This window comes from Gehongia tenuis, assembly GCF_014384795.1.
GTDB classification, from domain to species: domain Bacteria; phylum Bacillota; class Clostridia; order Christensenellales; family NSJ-53; genus Gehongia; species Gehongia tenuis.
Genome location: NZ_JACRSR010000004.1, coordinates 19,275 through 44,123, shown reverse-complemented (window position 1 = coordinate 44,123; position 24,849 = coordinate 19,275). Strand labels below are relative to the sequence as shown.

General features: G+C 58.8%; 16 protein-coding genes and 1 tRNA gene. 8 read left to right on the top strand and 9 right to left on the bottom strand.

Going from position 1 to position 24,849, the window contains the following annotated elements; genetic code table 11:
- Positions 1 to 32: 32 nt before the first annotated feature.
- Positions 33 to 11,837: a SpaA isopeptide-forming pilin-related protein gene (locus H8696_RS09225; protein ID WP_249316987.1), complete on the bottom strand. Its 11,805-nt coding sequence runs from the start codon at positions 11,835 to 11,837 to the stop codon at positions 33 to 35.
- A gap of 198 nt (positions 11,838 to 12,035) precedes the next feature.
- On the opposite strand from H8696_RS09225, the gene H8696_RS09220 reads away from it, so the two are divergent.
- The 8 genes from H8696_RS09220 to H8696_RS09185 are packed head-to-tail and all read left to right on the top strand — an operon-like array spanning position 12,036 to position 17,951.
- Entirely contained in the window at positions 12,036 to 13,247 is a 1,212-nt protein-coding gene (locus H8696_RS09220) for a BTAD domain-containing putative transcriptional regulator (RefSeq protein ID WP_249316985.1), read from the top strand.
- A gap of 22 nt (positions 13,248 to 13,269) precedes the next feature.
- The gene (locus tag H8696_RS09215; protein WP_249316983.1) at positions 13,270 to 14,208 is read left to right on the top strand and encodes a transglutaminase-like domain-containing protein; all 939 of its coding nucleotides are present in this window, start codon (positions 13,270 to 13,272) and stop codon (positions 14,206 to 14,208) included.
- Between the two features lie 17 nt (positions 14,209 to 14,225).
- On the top strand, positions 14,226 to 15,266 hold the full coding sequence (locus tag H8696_RS09210) for a type II secretion system F family protein (RefSeq protein WP_249316974.1): 1,041 nt from the start codon (positions 14,226 to 14,228) through the stop codon (positions 15,264 to 15,266).
- 9 nt (positions 15,267 to 15,275) lie between these two features.
- Positions 15,276 to 15,575, top strand: coding sequence for a hypothetical protein (locus H8696_RS09205; RefSeq protein WP_249316972.1), 300 nt, complete (start codon positions 15,276 to 15,278; stop codon positions 15,573 to 15,575).
- A 14-nt stretch (positions 15,576 to 15,589) separates the two neighbouring features.
- Positions 15,590 to 16,051 (top strand): DUF4860 domain-containing protein, encoded by a 462-nt coding sequence (locus H8696_RS09200; protein WP_249316970.1) that lies wholly within the window; start codon positions 15,590 to 15,592, stop codon positions 16,049 to 16,051.
- Positions 16,052 to 16,063: 12 nt separating this feature from the next.
- Positions 16,064 to 16,474 (top strand): hypothetical protein, encoded by a 411-nt coding sequence (locus tag H8696_RS09195; RefSeq protein ID WP_249316968.1) that lies wholly within the window; start codon positions 16,064 to 16,066, stop codon positions 16,472 to 16,474.
- Entirely contained in the window at positions 16,471 to 16,917 is a 447-nt protein-coding gene (locus H8696_RS09190) for a hypothetical protein (RefSeq protein WP_249316966.1), read from the top strand. Before H8696_RS09195 ends, H8696_RS09190 begins: the two co-directional genes overlap by 4 nt.
- A complete protein-coding gene (locus H8696_RS09185; RefSeq protein ID WP_249316964.1) occupies positions 16,914 to 17,951 on the top strand; it encodes a type IV pilus twitching motility protein PilT in 1,038 nt (345 codons plus the stop codon). Before H8696_RS09190 ends, H8696_RS09185 begins: the two co-directional genes overlap by 4 nt.
- Positions 17,952 to 17,994: 43 nt before the next feature.
- Here H8696_RS09185 and H8696_RS09180 read toward each other — a convergent pair whose 3' ends face one another.
- The 8 genes from H8696_RS09180 to H8696_RS09145 form a co-directional block, all read right to left on the bottom strand.
- Entirely contained in the window at positions 17,995 to 19,317 is a 1,323-nt protein-coding gene (locus tag H8696_RS09180; RefSeq protein WP_249316962.1) for an enolase C-terminal domain-like protein, read from the bottom strand.
- Positions 19,314 to 20,222, bottom strand: coding sequence for a dihydrodipicolinate synthase family protein (locus tag H8696_RS09175; RefSeq protein WP_249316960.1), 909 nt, complete (start codon positions 20,220 to 20,222; stop codon positions 19,314 to 19,316). Before H8696_RS09175 ends, H8696_RS09180 begins: the two co-directional genes overlap by 4 nt.
- 10 nt (positions 20,223 to 20,232) lie before the next feature.
- Complete coding sequence (gene garR, locus H8696_RS09170; RefSeq protein WP_407926379.1) at positions 20,233 to 21,120, bottom strand: 2-hydroxy-3-oxopropionate reductase; 888 nt, start codon at positions 21,118 to 21,120, stop codon at positions 20,233 to 20,235.
- Between the two features lie 165 nt (positions 21,121 to 21,285).
- Positions 21,286 to 21,361 (bottom strand) — tRNA-Thr (locus tag H8696_RS09165).
- A gap of 99 nt (positions 21,362 to 21,460) precedes the next feature.
- Positions 21,461 to 22,051 carry a rubrerythrin gene (rbr, locus tag H8696_RS09160; protein WP_249316955.1) on the bottom strand — a complete coding sequence of 197 codons (591 nt, stop codon included), beginning with the start codon at positions 22,049 to 22,051 and terminating at the stop codon, positions 21,461 to 21,463.
- 63 nt (positions 22,052 to 22,114) lie between these two features.
- A complete protein-coding gene (locus H8696_RS09155) occupies positions 22,115 to 23,680 on the bottom strand; it encodes an aldehyde ferredoxin oxidoreductase N-terminal domain-containing protein (protein WP_249316953.1) in 1,566 nt (521 codons plus the stop codon).
- The gene (locus H8696_RS09150; protein WP_249316951.1) at positions 23,680 to 24,087 is read right to left on the bottom strand and encodes a 4Fe-4S dicluster domain-containing protein; all 408 of its coding nucleotides are present in this window, start codon (positions 24,085 to 24,087) and stop codon (positions 23,680 to 23,682) included. Before H8696_RS09150 ends, H8696_RS09155 begins: the two co-directional genes overlap by 1 nt.
- Before the next feature lie 110 nt (positions 24,088 to 24,197).
- Positions 24,198 to 24,635 carry an RNHCP domain-containing protein gene (locus H8696_RS09145; RefSeq protein ID WP_249316949.1) on the bottom strand — a complete coding sequence of 146 codons (438 nt, stop codon included), beginning with the start codon at positions 24,633 to 24,635 and terminating at the stop codon, positions 24,198 to 24,200.
- Positions 24,636 to 24,849: the final 214 nt, after the last annotated feature.

Genomic DNA, 24,849 nt, shown 5'->3' with positions numbered 1-24,849 from the left:
AAACCGGGGGAATTACCCCCGGTTTTCAAGCTTTAGCGGTTTGAGCAGCGTTTGCGAAGGGCCAGCGCCGCGATCGTGAGGAAGCCCGCGCCAACGAGTGCCAGCCACAGCATCCGATCGGCCAGCGGATTGCCCGTTTTTACGTAGTCGTTCACGGGCGGCGGCGGTTCCTCGCCCTCCGCCAGCTGATAGATGCCCGCATCCCAGGTCATGTCGAATTCGCTTTCCGGCAGATAGATGCCGCGGGTGTAGTACCAGCCGTTTTTGGCAGGGCGCATGGCGTCGGAATCGTAGAAGTAGCTGTCCTCGTCCTCGCCGGCCTCCAGGTCGGTGACCACATACTCGGCGGGGATCATGAACCTGATCCGGTAGTAGCCCTCGCCCAGATCATCGAACCGATAGTAGCCTGAGGCGTTGGTGGTGGTCATGGCGATCTCCGACCAGGCTGTTTCCTGACCCAGATTGCCGCTGGCGTTGTATTCAAGGGCTACCGGGATACCCGCGACCCCCGGCTCGCCCTCGTCCTGCAGGCCGTTGCGGTTGAGATCAAACCACACATAGTCTCCCAGAGCGCCGCGGGTAATGATGAAGCCCGCGTCATAGGTGAGGTCCGTGGCGCCGTATTCCACGATGATGGGATCGGTGGGGAAGCCCAGTCCGTCGATGTAGATGGGCAGTGCATCGCAGTCCACCGTGGGGTCGAGTCCTTCCAGCGGTAGCGTGAGCTGCATGCCCGTCTTGGGCCCGAAGATCACTCGATACTGATAGCCCGAATCGTAGCCGGTCTTGAGATCCTCAAAGAGGTAATAACCGGCCTGATCCGTGGTGGTTTCCTCATAGAACTTCCAAAGGCCCGTGAAACCTTCCCGGCGTTGCAGCGTTACGGCGATGCCCTCGATACCCTTCTCGTTCTCGTCCTGGATGCCGTCCTTATCTTCATCGAACCACACGTAGTCGCCGATGGCGCCCAGGATATAGGCACCGCCATCCCAGGTGGTGTCAATGGTGTCATAGCCAAGGTCAATCTGAATGGTATAGCCCTGGTTGAGGTTGGGCGTGATTTCGAGCTCCACATTGGAATCCAAAGTGGGATCGCCGCCCGCCCGGGGGGATGCGGCCATATAGCCGTCCGGGAAATCGAAGTGGACCTGGTAGACGCCCTCCTTCAGGTTGTCGAAGTAGTACCGGCCGTCCTCACCCACGGTGACGGCGGGCCGAAGGGGCGTGGTCTGGCGGATGCCGTCGATGACCTCATAGAGGGTCACCTTCGTACCGGGCAGCGGGACGCCCAGATCCTGCACATCATTGTAGTTCCGGTCGTCGAAACAATAGCCGCCAAGGGCACTGTACACCGTAAGGCCGGCGTCCCAGGTAAGATCCCGGTCCCGGGAGGCCAGCGTAATGGTTTCGGTGCGGCGGATCCGGTCGTCCTCATCCATGGTGATGCTGGCATCCGAATCGTCCACATCGCTGGCGCCCTGATTCGCTTCGGTAAAAGCGTAGCGATAGGTGTAGCCGCCCGGCTTGTAGAGTTCGGAGATGTCAAACTCCACCACATAGTCACCGGCCACCAGGTTTTCGAAGAGGTAATAACCGTCCGCGCCGTTCAGGGCAGCGGTGGTGGTGGTGGCCGTCGGCGCATCGGGAGCCCTGCCGTTCTCATCCAGCCGGTAAAGGTTGACGGTCACGCCGTTCACACCGGGCTCATCCCCGTCCTGAATGCCGTTGCGATTGACATCGATCCATACGAAGTCGCCCAAAGCGCAGGGCTGTGTGAAGCCGGCATCGATGGTGAGATTGTTCTCGCCCAACAGAGCGCCCGATTCGCTTTTCACCGTCAAAGTTAGGGTTTCGGAGGCGCGGGCCGGATCGATATTGGAATCAAGGGCGGTATCATTGCCCGCATAACGGACGGTGGGCACCAGATCGTGGCCTGGGTCGGCGAACTCCACCCGGTAGGTGGTGTACACCTCGCCCACATAATCCTCGGGATTGGTGGAAGCGGGATCCCTGCTATCCTTCAGCAGATTGCAGGGCAGGTTCTCGAACAGATACTTGCCAAAGGTATCGGTGGCGGTGGTATAGGTGTAGGAGACCTGCTGATCGCCCGCTTTATGATCGGTGCGGTAGAGGGTTACCTCAAGGCCGCTGATGGGCTCATCGGTGGCGTCCTGCAGGCCGTCATTGTTGCGGTCAATCCATACATAATCGCCGATGGAGCCCACGGGAAGCCGCATGGCACAAAGCACCTGGTCGTTTTCCACAAGACGGGTGGGAGCCGTGTTGCCCACCGTGGTCAGGGAGGCAGCCGCGGAGTTTGCGATCAGCTTGTCGTAATATTGACCGATCTTATCGGCAGTGAAGCCCGGCATCTGCATCTTGATGTAGACGGCCACCGATTCACCCTTGCCCAGCGGCTGATCGCCAAAGTCAAAGGCGATGCCGATGGCGGTTACCGTCGTCATATCGGCGGGCTTTGCGGTGGTCCAGCCCGCCCAGGCGGAGCTGTCGTTTTCGTAGAGCATGGGCAGCTCATCCTCGGTGTTACCGGAAGCCTGCCGCTGCGCCGCTGACCAGCGCGCAGCGGTGCAGTAGTAGATGGTGGCGCCGGGGGCGGAAACATCCACCAGCACCGGCCGCTCAGGAAGTTCGGTGCGCCTTGGCATAACGGCGCCGGTATCCTCCACACGCTTGACATGGCTGTCGCCCTCGAAGGGGAGAATATCCACGATGTTGATGTGGGAGGCGTCGTCGGTGGAGTAGTTGGACACCGTGATCTCATAGTCCACCATGCCGTTGGGATAGGTGTACGCCCGCTGGCCGGGGTTGAGGAAGTCGCTGTCCAGCGCGCCTTTCACCCGCTTCAGGATCACCAGCGCGTCATCGTCCACCACGGTGATGGATTCGTTGGCGTTCACGTAGAGGTTATCCTTGATTTCACTGCCGCCCAGCATGCTGTCCACGGTGTTGTCCAGCATGCCGTTCTCCACCATGGAACCGGTGGAAGGGTCGTTGTCGAAGGACAGTCCCAGGGGATTATCCACCGTCACCGGGTAGCGGTAAGCGCTGCTGAGGTAAGCCGGCGAGAACAAGGTGGTCACCGCCGAGGGCTTGCTGCGGTTGATGAGCACCTGATAATCGATGTTGAGACTCTTGCCCGCCGCCAGGGTGCTGCCCTCAAAGATGAATACCATGCGGCGGGTCATCACGGGATTGTTGCTGGCATCCAGCAGGGGCTGGAGGACGCCGTTCACCATATGGGTGGCGGGCACATTGTCCACGAAGCGGACCTGACTGGGGGTCCACACCACACCTTCGGAATCCACGATGTTATAGATGGCGCTCTCATCCAGGGTGGTGTAGGCCGGAATATCGATGGAAATAATGGGGTCCTTGAAATCTGTATCCGAGCCAGTATTTTTCGCCGTTACGCGGTACTGCACGGGACTGCCGCTGACAAAAGGCTGACCGGTGGCATTGGTGGCGTTGTTGGTCAAAAGCACTTCGGTCTTGACCCGCTCGAGGCCGGGCAGATCGGCGGAAACCGTGTTGCTGGGCCGGCTGACCGGTACGGGAACGGGCGTATGGGTGTTGTCGTAGAGGGTGTAGCTGTAGCTGAGAGCCGCGGTGTTTTCCACACGGCGCACCTCGTGCACCGCGGGGCCCTCCGCCTGCTGGGCAAAGGTCACATCAAATTCAATGCCTTTCGCGGTGAAGGCGCGGCCGGTCCTCAGGTACTGCACCCGGATCGCTACGGCGGGATCGGTGAGATCGGCGAGGCTCACCATGCGGTAATCCCCCTCCGCCAGCTCATTCAGCTTTTGCAGGGTGCCCGCGGTGGTCCACGCCGAGGTGCCGAGCTGGTCATAGGTCTGGTACTGAACCAAAGCGTCAATGTCGATGTTTTCCGCACTGGACGCGCCATAGACGCGGACCTGCCCCACGCGGTAGGCGCCCCGCTCGTTGGCCATATCCTTGTATTCGCCCTGTTCCAGATACTGGCGCAGGATATCGGTATCGGTGACGGTGAAGTCCTCGAGGGGCAGGGGATTTTGGCCGTCGGTATAGTCCTTGAGCTTGAAGGTGACGTCGAAATCGGCCAGCATCAGGCTCTTTGCATCGCCAGTGGAGACGATCTCCTTGGAGATGCTGCTGACAAAACCGGACACATCGGTCCGCTCCTTGTTGAGGAAGGTGACCACGTTGTCACCGGCAACGGGCTGATGAATGGGTTTTACCTTTACAATCTGTTCGGTGGGTTCCAGACGATCGTCCAGGGAATAACCGGTGGGCGCCTTGGTCTCCACGACCAGATAATCGGTACCCGCCGGATCCGCGGGCAGAAGGCCGGAGAGAACGAAGCCCGCGCCGTTGGTGGTGAGGCCTTGAGCCACACGCTGATCCTTTTGACCGTTTCCGGTTAGGGACCAGATCTCAAATTCAGCGCCTTCAAGGGAGGCAGCGTCCTCGGCATCCTGTTTGACGATTTTGACGCGACCCATATTGGCCGGATCGGAGACACTCACCGTGTACTGCCGGGCCGTGCCCTGGGGCAGAACGGTTACATCGGGAATGGGATCAGCGGTGACGGCATAGCCCGTAGGCGCCTCGGTCTCCACGATGGAATAGGTGCCCGCGTCAAGATGGGTCCATTCCGCTTGGCCCCGTGCGTCAGTGGTTTTAACCGTGCCCACGGGTGCGCCGTCCCGATAAAGCTGGAATTTGGCGCCTTCCAGCAGGGGGCTTCCATTTTGGGCGTCGCCGGTCTTGGTGAGCAGGATGGAGCCCTGAGCATCGTCGGGGTAGAACAGCTCAATGGTCTTGCCGGTGGTAATGGTAAAGTCCATTGGATCGGGATTGAGCGTGTATCCCTCGGGAGCCGCAACCTCCTCCAAACGATAGTTGCCCTCCGGAATGAAGCCGGAGACATAGGTGCCCTCCACCACAAAGGTGTCGGAGGTGGTGCTGAGGGAGTAGACCTCGTATTCACCGGAGCCGGGACTGGTTTCCTTATAGAGCTTGAACTCCGCGCCGCCGGTAATGACCGTCTTTGGATCGGTGCCGGAAGCATACTTGGTGAGCACAAAGCGGCCGCTGGCTGGCACGTTTGAAATGGGCGTATCGAAGTAAACGGTGTTGGTTGCGCCACTTTGCACTTCCACGATGTAGGGGCCGCCGTTTGGATCGGCGGAGAAGCCGGAAGGCACCACCCGTTCCACCAGTTCATAGTGACCGGGATCCAGATAGCCGGAGGTAGCCGTGCCCATATCATCGGTGACCAGCGTTCCTGCGACAGTGCTGCCCCGGGTATTTGAACCGGTGTCATAGGGATAGATATCAAATTCTGCGCCCTCCAGCGGCAGGCTGTGGGGCTCGCCGGCGGCGTTGGTCCAGGCGGCCTCCTTCTTGATTTTGATACGGCCCTGGGGAATGTTGACGATTTCGTCCATGATCTTGGCGCCGGTGTTGTCGGTGGTCACCTCATGGACCTGGGTGTCCTTGACATAGCCCGCCGGTGCGGTGAACTCCTGAACGTAGTAGGTGGTCAAGGGCAGAAGGCCGGTGAAGGCAATGTAGCCATTCCGGTCGGTGGTACCGGTCTGAATGGCCGTTGCCGCGGTGTTGAGTCTCGGATCCTCGGCATAGAGCTTGAAGACCGCGCCCTGAATGGGATCGCCGGATTCGTCCACTTTAAAGAGCTTAACGGTTTGCAGTTTCGTATTATAAATTGTAATATCCGGGCTGGCCGCCGTGTTGTAGCGGTTGGCTTCCACATAGTAGGGGCCGGTGATGCCCGTACCCTCCGCGGCATAGCCTGTGGGCGGCGTTTCCTTCAGATAATAGGCGGTGTCAGGGGCGAGGAGGGGCTGGGTCTCAGCTACGCCCGAGGCATTGGTGGTCATGGAGGTGATGGCTGCGCCGGAGCAGTCCGCCGTGGTGTAAACATCAAACCGCACGCCTTCGATGGGCGCACCGCCATTGCGGTCCAGCTTCATCAGCTTGAGCCTGCCATAGACCGGTTCATTGACGAGGGCATTGCTGCCGGTGAGCCGCACGGTGGCCCCGGCGCTCACCGCCACCTTGACAGCGGGCAGATTGGCGCTGTAGCCAGGATTGCTGCCAACGGCCGTCTCCTTGACCCAGTAAGTGCCGGCATTTACGCCGGTGAAGGTGACAGAGCCGTTCTTTGTGGATTTTTGCTGCAGCGGAGCTGCGGAACAGTCGATTTCCCGATTGGCATCGCCGGTATAGGCGAATAGACCGATGGTCACGCCGTTCATGGCATCGCCCGCCGTGCCCATCCAGGAGCCTTTCTTCTCCACCACAACGGAGCCCTGTTTGGCGTTAGGCACATCAAGGACCGAGTTTACTAGACCACCGGTAATGGTGATCTCCACGGGATCGATGGCGGTATAGCCGGACGGGGGAGTGATCTCCCGAAGCTGGTAGCGGCCCTGAGGCAGATAATCCGACAGATAGATTTCCGACGTCTTGGTGGTGAACTGGTAGGGGGCATCGCCGCTGGGATAGGGAACAAACGCTCCAGCCGCCTCATCCCATTTCTCCACCTGGAAGGTGGCGGCAAGCAGGGTGTAGGGACCGCCCGCCGGATCGGAGGCGTCATGCTTCCTCAGCTGGAACCGGCCGTAAAGGGCGGTATTCTCGATGGGGTTGTCATAGTAGAAGGTGTTGGTGTCATCCACCGGCACCACCACGTGATAGGTGGTGGTGATGGGCTCAAAGCCTTCGGCAGCTTTGGTTTCCACCAGAATATAGTGGCCGGGCGCGAGATAATCGGTGAGGAAGGTGCCCTTCTCCACCGTCTCCGTTCCGGTGGTGGCTTCATAGGCCACGCGGTCGGTAGCTATATAATCGCAGCTGCCACTGCATGGGTGGTTTCCGCTGTCAGCGGAACCGGCGCCCGGTTTCTTCTCGGCGTAATAGAGGGTGAATTCGGCGCCGTCCACAGGATAGGTTACGGTGCCGCCGTCTTCGAGAGTGAGGGTGGTGGTCTTCTTCACCCGAACCTTGCCGTAGTGATCGTCGAGGATGACCAGAGGCGCGGTAAAGCCCGTTCCGTCCTCCTTCACCGTGACGGGATAGATGTTTTCGTTTCGCACATAGTCGGCGGGCGCAATGATCTCAAGCACATAATAGGTGGCGCCGGGCTGAAGATCCCTGAACTCAAAGACACCCACATTGTTGGATTTGGCTACCTGAAGAATGTTGTTGTCTGCAAGATACTCCGGGGTAAGATCGGCAGCCGTGATTGCACCGCCGGCAAGGGTGGCGTTCATGGCACTGGCCTCATCCTGGTCAGCAAATAGGGCGATATAGGCGTTCGCCACCGGGGTCACGCCGTCCTGCTCAAGCTTGGTACCGCTGACACTGGTGGGTTTAAAGTTATAGATATCGTCCCGGAAGGCAATGGCTCCGGCGGTCACTTCGATGGGGCCGGTCCACTCCGACACCATTTCGTAACCATGCTGGGTCAGCAGGGGAGAGGAGGCCAGTTCCTTCAGATAATAGGTACCTTCGGGGAGTGCGCCGGAAAGGGCAAAGCCATGCAGTACGCCGCCGCTGGAATCGGATTCCGTGCCGCTGACCAGATTGGTTACATCCACCTTGACGAGAGGCACCCCGGGCAGGCCGGGCTGAACCGTACCGGCAGCATCCGACCGGTAGACCTCAAAATGGGCGCTGTCCAGCGGACCGCCGCCGTTCACATCCCGCTTCAGGATGCGGATACGGCCGGTCTGGGGCGTGTTGTCCACGGTGATCTCCTCGACAGCCTTGGTAACGATGGTCACCTGCTGCACGGGATTATCAGGCATATCGTAGCCGGTGGGCGCCTCGGTCTCCTCCACCCAGTAGGTCCCAGGATCGAGAGGCACGGTCACGGTGCCGTCGTTGGCGGTGGTTACCTGTATCCGCGTACCCGCCGCGACGGCATCGGCCTTATCGGCCGTTCGGTCCTCGGGGGCTCGGCTGCTTTTGGGATAGATATCAAATTTGGCGCCGCCAAGGCCGAGGGTGAAATCGCCGTTGCTGCCGCCGGTGCCCATCCAGGTGGCCTCCTTCATGATCTTCAGCTCGCCTTTGGGCGTATTTTTCACTACGTTGTCCGATTTGCCGTCGATGGTTTCGGTGGTGTGGCCGGCCTCTACCGTCATGTAGAAGGGCGCAGCGTCCAGCACATAGCCTTCGGCGGCGGCGGTTTCCACGATCTTATAGACGCCGGGATCCAGGTATCCGGACGTAGCCAGGCCATTAATGCTGCTGGTGGTGAGGGTGACCGCCGGCGTATCGCCGTAGGCGCCGCCCACCGCAGGACCATACACGCTGAAAGTGGCGGCCAGATTCTTTGATGAATCGGAGGCATCCACCTTTTTAAGCTGAAGCTTGCCCTTGGCGGGATCGTTGATCACCGTAGCATGGGTGATGGTGCGGTAACCGGCCAGGTTATCACCGGACTTAACCTCCACCGCAACTGGGGTGTCGCTAGGCGTGAAGCCGTCGGGGGCCCTCGTTTCCTCCACCCAATAGGCACCGGGCGCCAGATCGGCTATCGTGGCCGCACCGGTGCTGCCGGTCGTTACCGTCCTGATATCGGCGGGCGCCGATGCAGCCAGATCCTCGGCGGCGCTGCTGGTGCCGGAGGTGCGGGGATAGACCCGGAATTCGGCGCCGGACAGGGCGATGGTCCGGTTGTCAAAGGTGCTGTTTTTAACAATTTTGAGGGTGGCGTAATGCTGGTTGGTGATATTCTCGGTCTTGACGTCATTGACGCTGTCCGCCGCGGGCGCCGTCACTTCATGGACGGCGGGATCGGGGACATATCCCGACGGGGCGGCCGTTTCCTTGTACCAGTAGATTTTTCCCGGTTCCAGTCCGGCGAAAAGGATTTCGCCGTTTGCGCCGGTGGTCTTTGTCTGGATGGCGGCGGCTCCCGCGGTTTCTTCGGGATTTACGTCATAGAGCGCAAAAGTTGCACCGGAAACATATTTGCTGGAGCTTGCGGCATCGGTTTTCACGATTTTGATGGAAACCGGCGGATCGTTCAAAACGGAGATTGCCACCGGCGTGTTGGCGGAAAGGCGGAAACCCGAACCGGCAGCAGTGGCATGGCCGCTGCCATCCACGCCCTTGATGATGTCAAGCACACCAAAATAGCCGCTGGGCGCGATTTCCTTCACATAGTACGTAACATCGGTGGGCAGCAGTTTGGAGCGGGCCACGCCCTGACGGGTGGTCTCGCCTCCCTGGGCGTCCCGGTCCACCACTTCGCCGGTGACGATGGTGTCCACCGGCGTGCCGGTGCAGGCCTCGTTGTCGTAGATTTCAAAGGTGATGCCGTTCATGGACGCACCGGTCCGGCGATTGATTTTGGTGATTTCAAAGCGGCCGTATTTGGCGGCGTTTGTTACCTTGATCTCGGTTAGATTGCCCACATTCAGCACGACTTCGATGCGCTCGGTGAGCGGCGCATATTCCGCGGGAACGCTGCTGGGGACTTCCTCCAAATAATAGGTTCCCGCCGGCAGCAGAATGCCTCCCGTGGACAGGCTTCCGTCAGCATGCCTGTAATACGGGTTGCCGGTGGAGTCCACGGTGCTGATCAGGGGATCGGGCACCACCGGGTCTCCGCCGGTGGGCGCATCGTAGATATAAAATTCGACGCCGCCAATCCCGGCGAAGTAGGGATCGCTGTTCCAGGACCCGTATTTCAGCAGGCCGAGGGTGGCATATTTCACATTGGGACGGTTGATCTGGGCGGTGGCATTCTGCACCACTTCGATGGAGAAAGGCGTGCCGTCCAAAATGTAGCCTTCCGGCGCGGCGATCTCCTTCAGCCAATAGGTACCCTGGTCCAGAGCGTCCGAAACGTAGCCCGCTGCCGGCACGGTAAAGGTATCGATGGGGGTGCTGACAGATGTGGGCTCCTCGTCATAGAGCTCGAAACGGGCCCCGGCGAGTTTGTCGGTGACCTCCGGCCGGCTGTCCGTCTTGAACAACTGGAAACGGCCCTTGTTGGAACGGTTGAGTAGGGAATTGGGTTCGCCGAAAACGCTGTCCGCGCCAAAATCCACCTGCACGATGTCGTTGCCCTGAACGGTGACGGTCCAGGTTTTGGCGGGAAGCTGATATTCGCCGTCCAGAGAGCCAAGACCGGTTTCCGTCAACTCATAGGTTCCGGCAGGAACGGCATGGAAACGCACGAAGCCCTGGGCGTTTGAGATGGCCTCGGCAACGGTAGCGCCATCCTTTTTCAAAGCGAAGGTCACGCCGGACAGGGGGGTGACAGTGTCGGAAGCGGCGCCGATGCCCTTCTTGTAGAATTCAACGATGCCCTTGCCGCCGGTGCGGCCGCCGTTCAAAAGGGTGAGCTGGGTGCCCGTAAGATCGCCGCCGCTGGCGGTGACGCTGCCATCGTCGCCAATGGTGACGGTGATGGGCGCTGCAAGACCGTCAAAACCTTCGGGTACGGTGGTTTCCTTCAAATAATATGTGCCATACCGCAGGTTGGAGAAGAGCACTTTGCCGTCGACGCCGGTGAACTGTTCACCGATGGGTTCGTTATTGAGATTCCGGGCGGGCACCGAGCAGGCCGCATCGGTGTACAGCGTAAAGCCCGCCTGGCCATATTCGGCGGCGAGAGTATCGGTGAGGGTGAACGCCTCCATACCGATCTCCAGCTTCTTCAAAATGGTGAAGCCATAGGCTGTCATCCCCGTCTCGTACCAGCCCACCTCCACCGGTGCGGTGGCGCTGTCGGCGGCCGGCTGTTTGCCTAGAAGCTTATAGGAAAGCTCGGCGCCGTTGGTGAGGGTGTAGCGGGTAAGGTCCTCATTGGCCTGGGAGAGATAGGGGGCCTTGGGATATTTGACGTTCAAATAATAGGTGGTGGTGATGGGCGCGCTGGAGGATACGTAATTGCCCTCCCGGCCCATGGTTCTATATTCGGTAAAGGTGACGGCATCCAGGAATTGACCCGTTTGACTGAGAGAATAGGAACTGGAATCAAGAGGCGTGCCATCGGGCCAGGTCGCGGATACGAAGATGGCGCCGCCCTCCGGCTGTACGTTCTCCGTGGGCAGGGTGTCGGTGAGGGAGAACTGTTCGAGGCTCAGCCGGCCCGGCCGGTCCGGGGTCTGGGCCAGGTTTGCGGTGATCTGATAGCGCACGTAATAATAATCGGTGTCGCTGGCATCCCCCGTGTAGGAGGGGTCCACCGATTTTGTCACCGTCCAGGTATCGCTGGCGACGGCGGAGATGTCCACCGATGTTTCCTTAAAGAAATCATCGTAGTTTCCACTGTCCGGCGAGGTTTCATATTCTCCGGTCATCTGGATCTGGAAATGGGCGCTGGACCCATTTTCCGTGGTCATATTGGGGAAACGCAGCATGACGCCGACGGAACGGGAATTGCCGGCGGTCAAAGCGTTTTTGAGCAGGAACATTGCCATCTGGCCGCCGCTGCCGGTGGGTACAAGGCTGGCGCTCACCACATCGGTATTGTTCTGCCAGATGAGATCATCCTGACGGACTTCGATGCCGGCTGGAATGTTGATGGTGATGGTGGGCGCGTTGTAGGGTGCGCTGCCCGAATTGGGGTAGGGAGTGTAGTCGGCCATGACGCGGAAAGCGTCGCCCGAGTCCACCGAAGTGATGGCGGCGTCACTGGTGCCACCGATGATCCGGGCGGTCAGATCAATGTTGCTGGCGCCCTCCCCTGCCGCTGTGATGGGAACGCTGGGGAACAGCTGCAAGAGCAAAAGCAGCGTGAGTAGCCATGTGGTCAGTCTGCGGATCAATAATCCATGTTTTTTCATCATTTGGATGCCCCCTTAATTTCCGTACGGAAGACAGATTCTCTCAAAAATAATGATAGCGGCCAACGATGATATCCTGATCACAGAAGGGGCTGAAATCTCGGCTAAGCAAGGGTTTTCTTTGCGTAATCATTGTGTAAAGACGAGAAATCCCTTATAATGAGATAACGGTTAAATTGACGTAGAAGGGGGAAACCCAAAATGCAAGAGGGGTCTGATGGTGGGGTCGTACTGCGCATTCGTACGCTGGGCACCTTCTCCGTTTGTGTGGGGAACACGGTTTTGTCCAACAGTTCTCCCCGAGCCAGCAATGTGTGGAAGCTTTTTAAATACATGCTTGTCAACCGCTCCCAGCCCGTATCCATCGATAAGCTCATCGATATGCTTTGGCCGGACGGCGACTGCGAAAATCCTTTGAAGGCTTTGTACACGCTGATGTACCGGTTACGCAGCATCCTTCGAAAGGGCTGTGGGGATCGGGAGCTTATTTTGTTCCAGCACAACAGCTATCTATGGAATCCCGACGTTCCCTGCTGGATCGATGCCGACGAATTTGCAAGTCTGTGCAAAGGGGCGGAGGATCAGGAGATCGGGATTGGCAATCAGATTGATCTTTACCGCGAGGCGCTGGCGCTCTACACCGGCGACTATCTGACGGACAGCGCCTACGAGAACTGGGTTATCTCCATATCGGGCTACTACAAACGGATGTACACTTCCGCGGTGCTGAATCTGTGTAAACTCTATGCCTCGGCGGAGGATTACGGCAAGATCGTAGCGACCTGCGAGCGGGCCATTGAGCTCAATCCATATGAGGAAACCCTTCATGAAATGATGATTCGGGCGCTGATCCATATGGACCAGATCAGCCAGGGCATCGCCCAGTATGAATATATTGCGCAGCTGCTGTATAAGGAGCTTGGCGTTCAGCCCTCCGAGGCCCTGCAGACCCTCTACCGGCAGATGCACCACAGCGAGGAGGACGTTCAGTACGATCTGCAGTCGGTGAAAAACAATCTTAAGGAAAACAACGATATCATCAATGGCGCCCTTTTTTGCGAAATTGATGTGTTCCGCCAGATCTACCGCCTGCAGTGCCGCAGCATGGAAAGATCGGGACAGTCGATCTATTTGGTGCTCATCTCTTTGCTGGGGGAGGACCATCGCATGCCGCCCAGCGCCGTTTTGAATGATGCCTTTGCCGTTCTCAAGCGGGTGATCATTCTGGGGCTTCGGCGGGGCGATGTGGTTTCCCAATATTCCAAATCCCAGCTGGTGATATTGCTTATGAACGCGGCCTACGAGGATTGCGAAAGCGTGGTGGCGCGGCTCTCCCGCACCTTTAGGGCCACCTACCGGAAACACCCCGTACAGCTTAGGGCGGTATTTGAGCCGCTGGAGCCCATTAAATAGATTCTGGAGGCATGAAAGGCGTATGACACAAAGGACCAGACGAGGGCTGCTTTGGCTGCAATCGCTGGTTTTGATCTTGACGCTGACCAATTGCTCGGCGCCGCCTGCCGCCAGTCCCGCGGCGGAAGCCTCGCCGAATGCCGAAGAGGAAACGCCTCTTCGGGAGAAGGTGAAGGTGAGAATGCCCGAGGCTGGGGACACGGAAGTGGCGGAAAACGACGAGGTAAGAATTGACACCAGCCACAAAGCCGACGGATATGTGATGCTTACCTGCATCACCGGCCGGGACAAGAGGGTGAAAGCCCAGATCAAGTGCGGCGACAAGGTCTATAACTACGATCTAAACCATGAGGGAAGGAGTGAAACCTTCCCTTTGCAGTGCGGCGACGGAAGCTATGCCATCTCGGTGTTGGAGAATATCGTGGACAACCGGTATACGCCTTTGCTTACTGCGGAGGTGGAGGTGGTTCTGTCCAGCGCTTATGCGCCTTTTCTGGTGCCCAACCAGATGGTGGATTACACGCCGGACAGCCAGGCGGTGCTGGAGGGGCAGGCCCTTACCGCGGACGCCCGTTCCGATCTGGACGTGGTTCATGACGTTTTCCAATACATTGTGAACAATATTGATTACGATGACGCCAAGGCGGAGACGGTGCAGACGAGGAAGGATTATCTGCCTTCGGTGGACGACACGCTCGAGGAAAGGAAGGGCATCTGCTACGACTACGCGTCCCTTTTTGCGGCCATGCTCCGTTCCCAGGGTATCCCCACCAAGCTGGTCACCGGCTATGTGGAGCCGCTGGACGTGTACCACGCCTGGAACCTCGTCTACATCAAGGATGTGGGATGGGTGGAAATGAAAATTTACTTTGACGGGGAGAATTGGCAGCTGGTGGATACCACCTTTGCCGCCTCGAATACCGATGGGGATCTCCAATACGAGACCGTCTATGAATATTAGGAAGGGCGGAAGGACGAATGAAAAAACGTGTGGAGGGCTACCGCCTCACCCAGGGCGAAACCGCCATCCTGTGCGAAAATCTGGCCATGATGCTCCATGCGGGCATTCAGCTTCGGGACGGTTTCCATGCCGTTCATGAGGACCTCAACGGGGGGCCGCTGAAGGACGCCCTGAACCGGGTGGACGAACGCATACAGCGGGGCGAGAGTCTGGCGGACAGTCTGAAGGCCGAGGACTGCGCACCAAAGTATATGATAGCCACCCTGGAGGTGGGGGAAAGCTCCGGCCGCCTGGAGGAGGCGCTGGAAGGGCTTGGCCGCTATTACCGGCGCATGGACGGCTTCCAAAAGCGGCTGCGAAGCGCCGTATACTATCCGGTGCTGCTGATCTGCATGATGGCGGTGGTGGTGGCGGTGATGATCATTGGTGTGCTGCCCGCCTTTCAGCAGGTCCTCAGTGAATTTGAGGGAGGCGCCGTCAGCCTGCAAGCGGGTTACGGACTCAGCTACATCCTGCTCGCGGTAATCGCTCTGGTGCTCCTTGGCCTGGCGGCGGGATTCTTGTGCTCCCGCACGGAGAAGGGCCGGCAGCGCTTGACGGACCTTTTGGTGAAATCCATATTTACTCGGCGCATCGCCTATACCCTGGCGGTAAGCCAGATGGTGAACGGTCTGTCCATGATGCTGAAAAGCGGCATCTCCATTGAGGAGAGTGTGGCGGCCATGATCCTGCGGACCCGCCATCCGCGCCTTCGGGAACGTTTGGAAGCGTGCCAGCGGGCGGTGCAGGAGGGCGAAAGCTGGGAGACGGCCCTTGGCCGTTCGGGCATGTTTGGCGCCATGGGCAACCGGCTGGTGTATATTGGCCTTAAAACCGGCAGCTTGGATTTAGCGATGGAAAAGCTGTCGGATTATTATGACGAGGAGCTGTCGGAGGCGTTGGAGCGGAGCGTATCCCTGGTGGAGCCGGTGCTGGTGGTCACTTTGTCGGTGATCATCGGCGGGATTGTGATCTCCGCCATGCTGCCCCTCATCTCCATTCTCTCCTCCGTGGGATAGGGAGGGGCCATGAGAAAAGCGTTAAAATTTGTTGTGCCGGCGGCGGTGTTTTTGGCGCTGGCGGCAGCGGTGCTCTTGGGTTCCGGGCTCGTCCGGGACCGGACCCGTTCCGAGGGCGGGGAGAATGTGCGAAACGCCCTGCGCCAGGCGGTGGTGACCTGTTACGCTCTGGAAGGGGCCTATCCGCCCAGCGTGGCGTATCTCGAGGAGAACTATGGGCTTCGAATCAATCATGACGCCTACCGGGTCCACTATCAGCTGGTGGCCGACAACCTTTTTCCGGAGCTCCAGGTCATAGAGAAAAAATGAAAGGATCGGGGATAATGGGTAAGCAAAGACACACCTTCGAGACGGTGGCGGCTCTGGCCCTGATCTGCATCTTTACGGTGTTCGCCCTTCTCCTGGTGATGATGGGCTCCCAAATCTATCAAAAGACGGCAAGCGCGATGCAGGACAGCGGTCAGGTCCGAACCGGCCTCGCCTATGTGGGCAATAAGGTGCGTTACGGCGGAACGGACCGCGTGTCCGTGGTGGAGAAGGATGGCGTCAGCGCTCTTGCCATTGATGAGGCGTGGGAAGAGGTGACCTACCAAACCCTGATCTATCCTTGGGAAGGGTATCTATGCGAACAGCTGGTTCCCGCCGAAGGGGATATCGATTGGAACGCCGGGGAGCGGCTGGTGGCGGTGGAGGATTTTAGAATTGAGACCGCCGAGGGGCTGATCCGGCTTACGGTGACCGCCGCCTCCGGGATGGAGCGGACTTTGGATTTAGCGCTGCGTTAGAAAGGAGAGGCCATGGAGGAACGGACCCATTCGGGCGCCAGCCTGTTTTTGATGGAATTTATGGTGATGTTGCTGGTCTTTTTCGTTTCCTGCGCCATTATCCTCAGCGTTTTTGCTTCCGCCCACGGCTATACGAGAAGATCCCAGGATTTGAGCGGCGCGATGATTCAGGCCCAATCCCTGGCAGAACAGCTGAAGAATGCGGGGGATTATGAGACCATGACGGACCGCTTTGGGGATCTCGAAGCGGGCGTGACCCTCTGGTATGACAGAGATTGGCGTCAGGTGGAGGGGGAAGGCGCCTATCAGGCCAAAATCACCCTGCGGGCGGGCTGTCCCGTCGAGGGAAATATCGTCATCGGCGGCGAGGAGGGCGAACTCTACGCCCTGCCCTTTGCCCTTGCAGAGGGGGTGGAACGTTGAAGCGGCAGGAGAATCCCATACGGATCAGCGGCGTCTCCCTTATCATGGTGCTGATGATCCTTTGTCTGACAGTGTTTGCGGTGCTGTCGCTGATCACCGCCCGGTCGGAATGGAAACTGGCGGAAAAGAGCGTCGGATTCACAAAGAGCTATTATGAGGCGGAGGCCAGAAGCGAGGCACGGATGGCGGAGCTGTCCAGTGTGCTTGAGGGCCAGGATGCTGAGGGAGGTTTTTCCGCCCTGGGGGAAGAATATGAAACGCAGATGACGGACGGACGGCTGAACATTATTTTTTCCGAGAGCGTTACGGAAAACGTGCGGCTGGAAAGCCGGCTCACCTTCGACGGCGGTCTCAGCCTGGAAAGCCGGCGGCTGGTCCGGGAGTCCGGCAATTCGCCGGAAGAAAATCCGCCCCTTTGGACGGGAAAGGACGATAACCCATGACGATCACGGAGATTTTGACCAAGGCCACAAAGGAAAAGGCATCGGATGTCTTCCTCATTGCCAACCTTCCCGTGTCATTTAAAATTGACGGGACCATCGTTCCCCAGGGAGAGGAGCGCTTGAAGCCGGAGGATACCTACCAGTTAGTGGAGGACATCTATTCCCTGGTTAATCACAAGAGCTTCGAATATTTCCTGGAAGCGGGGGACGATGATTTTTCCTTTTCGCTGAGCGGAGTGGGACGCTTTCGAATCAACGTGTACCGTCAGCGCAATACCCTGGCCGCCGTCATCCGAACGGTATTCTTTTCGCTGCCCGATCCGGAAAAGCTGGGGATCCCTGCGGAAGTGATGAATGCTCATAAGCTTGGCAAGGGGCTGGTTCTGGTGACCGGCATGGCGGGGTGTGGTAAATCCACCACCCTTGCCTGCATCGTGGACGCCATCAACAAGAGCCGCAGCTGCCATATCATCACGCTGGAGGACCCGGTGGAGTTTATCCACCGCCACAACCGCAGCATCGTCAGCCAGCGGGAGATCCATTCCGACACCGAGTCCTATGCCAGCGCGCTGAGGGCCGCACTGCGCCAGTCGCCGGACGTGATTCTTCTTGGGGAGATGCGGGATTTTGAGACCACCAACATTGCCATGACCGCGGCGGAAACGGGTCAGCTGGTGCTTTCCTCCCTGCATACCCTGGGCGCCGCCAAGACCATCGACCGCATCATCGACGTCTACCCGCCGGACCAGCAGCAGCAGGTAAGGCTCCAGCTTTCCATGGTGTTGGAGGCGGTGATCTCTCAACAGCTTCTGCCCTCGGCGGATGGCGGCCTGGTGCCCGCCTTTGAGGTGATGCGCATGAACCCCGCCATCCGCAACATGATCCGGGAAGGCCGCATCCATCAAATCGATACCGCCATCTACGCGGGCCGCAAGGAGGGTATGATCGCCATGGATGTGAGCGTAACGCAGCTGAGGGAGAAGGGCATTATTTCCGAGGAAACAGCGGCCCTCTACGCCAGCAACGCCAAATAAAAGGCATGAAAAAAGGACGGGGTCGCCGTCCTTTTTATTTTTTTCACCGTACCATTGCGGGCCGTTTGGGATCGAAGGTCCAGCCCGGAATAAAGTACTGCATTCCCGCGGCGTCGTTTCGAGCGCCCAGACAGTGCTGCTGATAGAGTCGGTTTGCATTAAGGATGCGTTCCATGTCCACCTCGATGCCCAAACCGGGCCGATCCGGTACCTTGATCATGCCGCCTTCGATGGGGAAGGGCTCGCGGGTGAGACGCTCCATGCCCTCCTGCCAGATCCAGTGGGTGTCAATGGCGGTGATATCACCGGGAACCGCCGCCGCGGTGTGAACCACCATGGCCAGGGAGATATCGAAGTGGTTGTTGGAGTGGGCGCCCCAGGTGAGGCCGAAGTCCCGGCACAGCTGGCCCACCCGGACGCTGCCCGCCATGGTCCAGAAGTGGGGATCGGCGAGGGGAATATCCACCGACTGAAGGGCCACCGAATGCTGCATCTGGCGCCAGTCCGTTGCGATCATATTGGTGGCGGTGGGAAGACCTGTGGCCCTGCGGAACTCGGCCAGGATCTCCCGCCCGCTGAAGCCGTCCTCCGCTCCGCAGGGGTCCTCGCAGTAAGTCAGAATGCCATGCATGTCCGCACAAAGGCGGATGGCTTCCGGGAGGCTCCAGCAGCCGTTGGGGTCGAGGGTGATGCGTGCGTCCGGGAAGGCGCGTTTGAGAGCGCGGATGGCCTCCATTTCCTCCGCACCGCCGAACACTCCGCCCTTGAGCTTGAAATCCTTAAAACCATATTTTTCCTGGGCGGCTTGGGCGAGCACTACAACGGCGTCGGGAGTCATGGCCGCTTCATGGCGGATGCGGTACCAAGTGCAATCGCCGCCGGGCTCAGAAGAGTAGGGGAGATCGGTCTTCCGGCGCTCTCCCACATAGAACAGATAACCCAGTGCCTTGACCGCGTCCCGCTGCTGGCCTTCGCCCAACAGTGCGGCCGCAGGGACGGCGAGATGCTTTCCCAGAAGATCCAGCATAGCGGCCTCAATGGCGGTGACCACATGCACGCCGGTTCGCTGGTCGAAGGTCTGATTGCCCCGGTTGTCCTTTTCCTTGGAGAAGGCATCCGCCACCTGGAGGAGCACATTTTTATAGCGTCCAAGGCTTTGCCCCACCACCAGAGATTTCACATCCTCCAGCCCTTGGGTGATCTTGGGGCCGCCGGGCACCTCGCCCGCGCCCAGATTGCCAGTGGAATCGGTGAGAATGACCACGTTGCGGGTGAAGTAGGGCGCATGGGCGCCGGACAGATTGAGCAGCATGGAATCCCGCCCCGCCACGGGGTACACGTCCATGCGCACGATGGTCGGGGTCATAGCGTTCCCTCCTTGGAAAGAAGATCCATTTCCTGAAGAATCATGCGCAGTTTAGCCTTCTCCCCGTCCGTGAGTTCGGCGATGGGGTCCAGACACTTGCCCACCGGGAAGCCCTGCATCATGAGTCCCTCCTTGATGACGGCGGGGAAGGTGCCCATGTTGCAGGCAATACGAAGGGGCGCCAGCTTGAACTGGGCTTCCAGGCTGCCCTTTATATCGCCGGCCACATATTTATCGTAGATATCGGCGGTGAGACGGGGCGCTACGTTGGCACAGCTGGCGATGGCGCCGGCCGCGCCATAGCACAGCCCGGCGTGGATCAGCGTATCGCGGCCCAGCAGCACCGAAAAATTGGGATTGCCCCGGGTGAGCCGGAGATATTCCTCGGTGTTGGTGAAATCTCCAGTGCTGTCCTTAACGCCCACAATGTTGGGAATCTCTCCGAGGCGGGCCGCCGTTTCCGGAGCGATGGTCACGTTGGTTTTGGGCTTGTTGTTGTAAAGAATGATGGGAAGGGGTGTGCTCTCGGCGATGGTTTTGAAATAATGGTAGAGCTCCTCCTGGGTCTGACCAATGAACATGGGTGTGAGTACGCTGATGGCGTTAACGCCCGCCGATTCGGCGATGTGCGCCAGACGGACGGCGCCGCGGGTGGTGATATGGTTGGCTCCTGCATAGACGGGCACCCGGCCGCAGGTCTCCTCCACCGTGATCTCCAGAACCCTTTTGTACTCATCGTCGGTTACCGCATAGAATTCACCGGTGGTGCCCATGGGAAACAGGCCGTGAACGCCTTCGTCGATAAAATGGTTCACCAGACGGCGCAGCACCGGCTCATGAATAGCATCGTCCTCGGTGAAGGGTGTGATAATGGGGGGAATGATGCCTTTAGGCTGAAAGGACATGACGCACCTCCTATTCCCGGCCGATCCTGGTGCCGGAGATTTTCTCATAATATTTGGCGATGGCACTGTGATCATCCTGGCCGCAGCCGTCCGCCCGCAGGGTCTGCAGCATTTCCATCACGGCCGCGGTGAGAGGCAGGGGGGAACCAACGCTGTGTCCGGTCTCGAGGGCATTGTTCAAATCTTTGATGTGCAGGTCGATCTTGAAGCCCGGCATAAAATTGCCTTCCATGATCATGGGCGCTTTCGCGTTCATCACCGTGCTGCCGGCAAGGCCGCCGCGAATCGCTTCAAAGACCAGCTGGGGATCCACGCCCGCCTTTTCAGCCAGCATGAAGGCCTCGGACACGGCGGCGATGTTGAGCGCCACCACCACCTGATTGGCCAGCTTGGTGGTGTTGCCCGCGCCAATCCCGCCGCAGCGGACCACGGAGGAACCCATGGTTTCCAAAAGGGGCTTACAGGCCTCGAAGACCTCCGCATCCCCGCCTACCATGAAGGAGAGAGTGCCGTCGATGGCCTTGGGCTCGCCGCCGCTCACCGGTGCGTCCAGCATTTTCACGCCCTTCTTTTCCAGCGCCTCGGCAATCTCCTTGGAGGCCAGGGGATTGATGCTGCTCATATCGATAAAAACCGCGCCCTCCCGGATGGTTTCAATGACGCCGCCCTCGCCCAGCATAACCTCCTTCACCTGAGGGGAATTGGGCAGCATGGTGAGAATCACATCGCAGGACGCGCCGATCTCCCGACCGTCCTTCGCGGGCTGGGCTCCAGCCGCGGCAACCTCATCCATGGCGGCCCGGTTGATGTCGTAGACCATCAGCGAATGTCCTGCCTTCAATATGTTCTTGGCCATAGGCTTGCCCATGATTCCAAGGCCGATCAAACCAATCTTCATCTCCATCGCTCCTTTTCGTAATCGTGATCCCGGGACGGATACCCAATATCGTCCCCAGGGCAAGTAATCGTTTTACTCATCATATCACCGGTTCCAGGGTTTGGCAAGAAAAGGTTTACTTTGGGGCAAAAGAAAAACCAGTTTGGAGAATCCAAACTGGTTCAATGGAGCTGATGCCGGGACTCGAACCCGGGACCTCATCCTTACCAAGGATGTGCGCTACCTCCTGTGCCACATCAGCAGACGTTGCATGCAATATTATAGCGAAGGGCGGGGCAAAATGCAAGCAGTTTTTTTGGGAAAGTAAAAAGCCCTCCCAAGGGAGGGCTTTGAAAGAGCTTCAGCCAATGGCGCCGCGGACCTTGAAATAGCCCTTGGCATGGAGGCAGGCGGGGCACACGGCGGGCGGCTGGGTGCCCACGTGGATGTAGCCGCAGTTGGTGCAGATCCACTGCACCGGCGTGGGCCGGGAAAGATCCAGCCCCTGGGACATCTCCTCCCACATGGCATGAAAACGCTGGGCGTGGGTGTTTTCCGCTTCTGCGATTCGTGCAAAAGCCTCGCTGACGTCCATGAACCCCTCGTTGGCGGCAATTTGAGCGAAACCGGGGTAAATCTCCGTGTGTTCCTCCCATTCAGCGTCGTAGGAATAGTTCAGATTGTCCTGAGTTTTGCCCAGAGCCACGGGATAGCCGGCGTCGATGTTGATGTTTTGAGCCACGTCGCCCAGGCCATGGATGAGCAGCTCATAATAACGCTGCGCATGCTCCTTTTCATTGTCCGCAATTTCAAGAAACAGATCGCGGGCAACTTTCTTGCCCTCCCGATTGGCGTAGACAGCATAGATGCTGTAGCGGCCTCTGGCCTGACATTCGCCGGCAAAGGCCCGAAGAAGATTGACCGCGGTTTGACTTCCGTCCAAATAACTCATAGATGTAAGGTCCCCTTTCCTTTTGGGGGTAGTATGTCCAGAGAACCCCATCTTTACGCATTTTTAAGCGCTTATCTCCCGCAGCGTCCGCAATTTTTGCGAGAGCTTCCGCTGTTCCTCCAGCCAAGTCTTCTCGTCCAGAGCTTTGGCAAGGGGATTTTGCCAAAAATTCTCCGGCAGCTCCCCTGGACGCTGGCCCAGCTTTTGCTGCAGCGCAAGTTTTTGGGAGGTTACCCGCTCGGCCAAAAGGGCCAGGTCCTCGCCGTTCACAGGAATATTGATCGCGTTGAGTGCATTCACAACCGTTCTGCGCTCATATACCGAGGGCATCTCGGAGCAAAGGGACAGGCAGCCCGCCAGGGATGCCGCACATACGCCTTCCGCCAGGCCGTAATTTTCCTGAATGGGCAGGCCAAAGACGGCTTCGCCCAGACCACGGTAGTCGGAAGGGAGATGAATGGCGAGGCCGCTTGAAGTGCACAGCAGTCCCTCATCGCCATAAACTCTGGCCGCTTCATGGGCACCCCGTCCCAGCAGCGCATAAAAGGTGTTGCGCCTGTGGGCAAGATGTTCGATGGCCCGTTCGTAACCCTCGCCAAAGGCCAGAGGCTCCAGCGTATCGGCGGCGGCAAGCCGCCCCTGTGCCAAGGCGCAGGTGGCCCACCGCAGAGCGATTCCCGCGGCTACCGCATCCACACCGGCGTGATCGGCGGCCTCCAGCAGGGGCAGCGCCGCATCAGCACCCATGCCCAGCAGATCGCCCATGGCCCAAAGCCGCCTTTTATCGTAAGCCACCTGGACCGTCTCGTACTGCCGACCTTCATCGAAGGTGCGGCGGAACTGCCCGATGCGAATGCAGCCCACGGGGCAGCCGGTACAGGATAGACGGCGCACCAGATGCTGTTCGGCCAACGGGTCCTCCCTCATCGCCGCCGAGCGACGGTCCATACAGGTGCGGTGAATTCCGCGGAACACATCAAAATAGACGGGCAGGTTTTGGATCGCCTTGGGCTGATCGCCGGCCAACACGGTGATGGCTTTGAGGCGCTTGCTGCCCATCAGCGCACCAAACCCCTGATCAAAGCTTTGGTAGGTGTCCACGCGTACACTGGCCAAGGGCACTTTCTTTTCACCGGCGGGTCCGATGCGCAGAATGGAGCGCTTTCCGCTTTGAGGTTCCCGCTCCCGGATGATCTGTCCGGCGTCATCTTGGGAAGCGCCCCAAAGAATACGGGCATCCTTAAAGGATACATCGTCCTGCTGAAGGGTGAGGTACAGCGGTTTGGATGAGCGGCCGGTAATGACCACCGCATCGTAGCCGGCCATAAAAAGACACATGGCCAGACGGCCGCCGGCCCGGCTCTCTGCCAGTCCCCCATGGATGGGGGAACGGAACATGGCCACCGTCTGGGTAAGCATGGGATACACGAAGGTACCGACCCCATGAGCCAGCACCATGGGCTGGGCGGGATCAAGGGGCGGTAGCTCCGCCCGCACGTTTTCCATAAGCAGCTTTGCGGCAACGCCGGCGCCGCCCAGCTCCTTTTCCCGAAGGTCGTCCCGGTGCGTTATGCGGATGCGCTGTTTGTCAAGGTCCACATACAATACCCGGCAGCCCGTTGCCAGCATCACTCCACCTCCTCAAGCCTCAAGCATCCTTGAGGACAAAACTCCGCGCACTTTCCGCAATGACTGCAGATGATGGGCCGGTTTTCCGGATCATCCCAGCCAATCGCGCCCACGATGCAGGCTTCGGCGCAGCGGCCGCAGCCCATGCAGGCCCTGGGATCATACTCGACGCCGCCGCCTTCCCGCGGCGACAGGGCCCCGCTGGGACAGGCTTCCGCGCAGGCGATATCCTCCCGGCAGCCCGCGCACACCTCGACCCTGAAGCGGCCGGTAAGCCCGCCGCTGGTCCTGATATGAATGGCGCTTTGGGCCAGCGAGTGGCTGCTCCGGTTCGCCGCCGAACAGACCATCATGCAGGTGAAGCATCCTATACACTTTTTCATGTTTTCTCGAAGCAACTGAGCCATAAAATTCACCGCTTGTTAAAAATAATACAATCTAGGGGCATCATATCATAAATTCTGGTGAATCTCAATGAGAATTCCAGGCCGCCCGCAAAAAAATGGGCCGTGATTCATCACGGCCCATGGGTTTTATCCTTTGATCGGTCATTGTCCATGCCGGTCATCGCCTCCAGGTACTCCAGAGGAAACGGCGGGGAAGCCACGGGCTTCATGGCGATGGACATGAGCTTTATGGGATTGTCATCCGCCGCTATCCGGTTGGCACACAAGCTTTTGCACCGGCGGCAGCGATGAATGATCGTCCATTCGCCGCGGTTTCGCACCCATACCGCAATGGGGTCCATGATGCCGCCGCACTCCGCCTGCCGGTCTCCCGGCTCCATGTCCACATGGAGGCTGGATAGGCAGTTGGGGCAATGGTTCCGGTGGGCGCTTCCCGCGCCGGCCGGCACCACCAGACGGCCGCAAACCTTGCAGGTGAAGGTTTCATGGCAGGGGTGGGTTTTGTAATAACCCTTTTCAAAGGATTTTTTCTTATTTTCTCGATTCATGAATTGCCCTCCTAAAGGTTTATACCCTTTGGGAGGTTTTGCGGGGATTCACGCAAACCTCCCGGTCAGCGTACAATCTCCAGGGCACGGTACATCTTCAAAAAGCAGGATCTCCTTTGTTCTATAGTTTGGCGCCACAGCTATTCTATCATCCCGGAACGTCGAGATCAAGGCCGCAGGGCCGATTTTCCTCATCCCCAGCCTCATCGTCGTT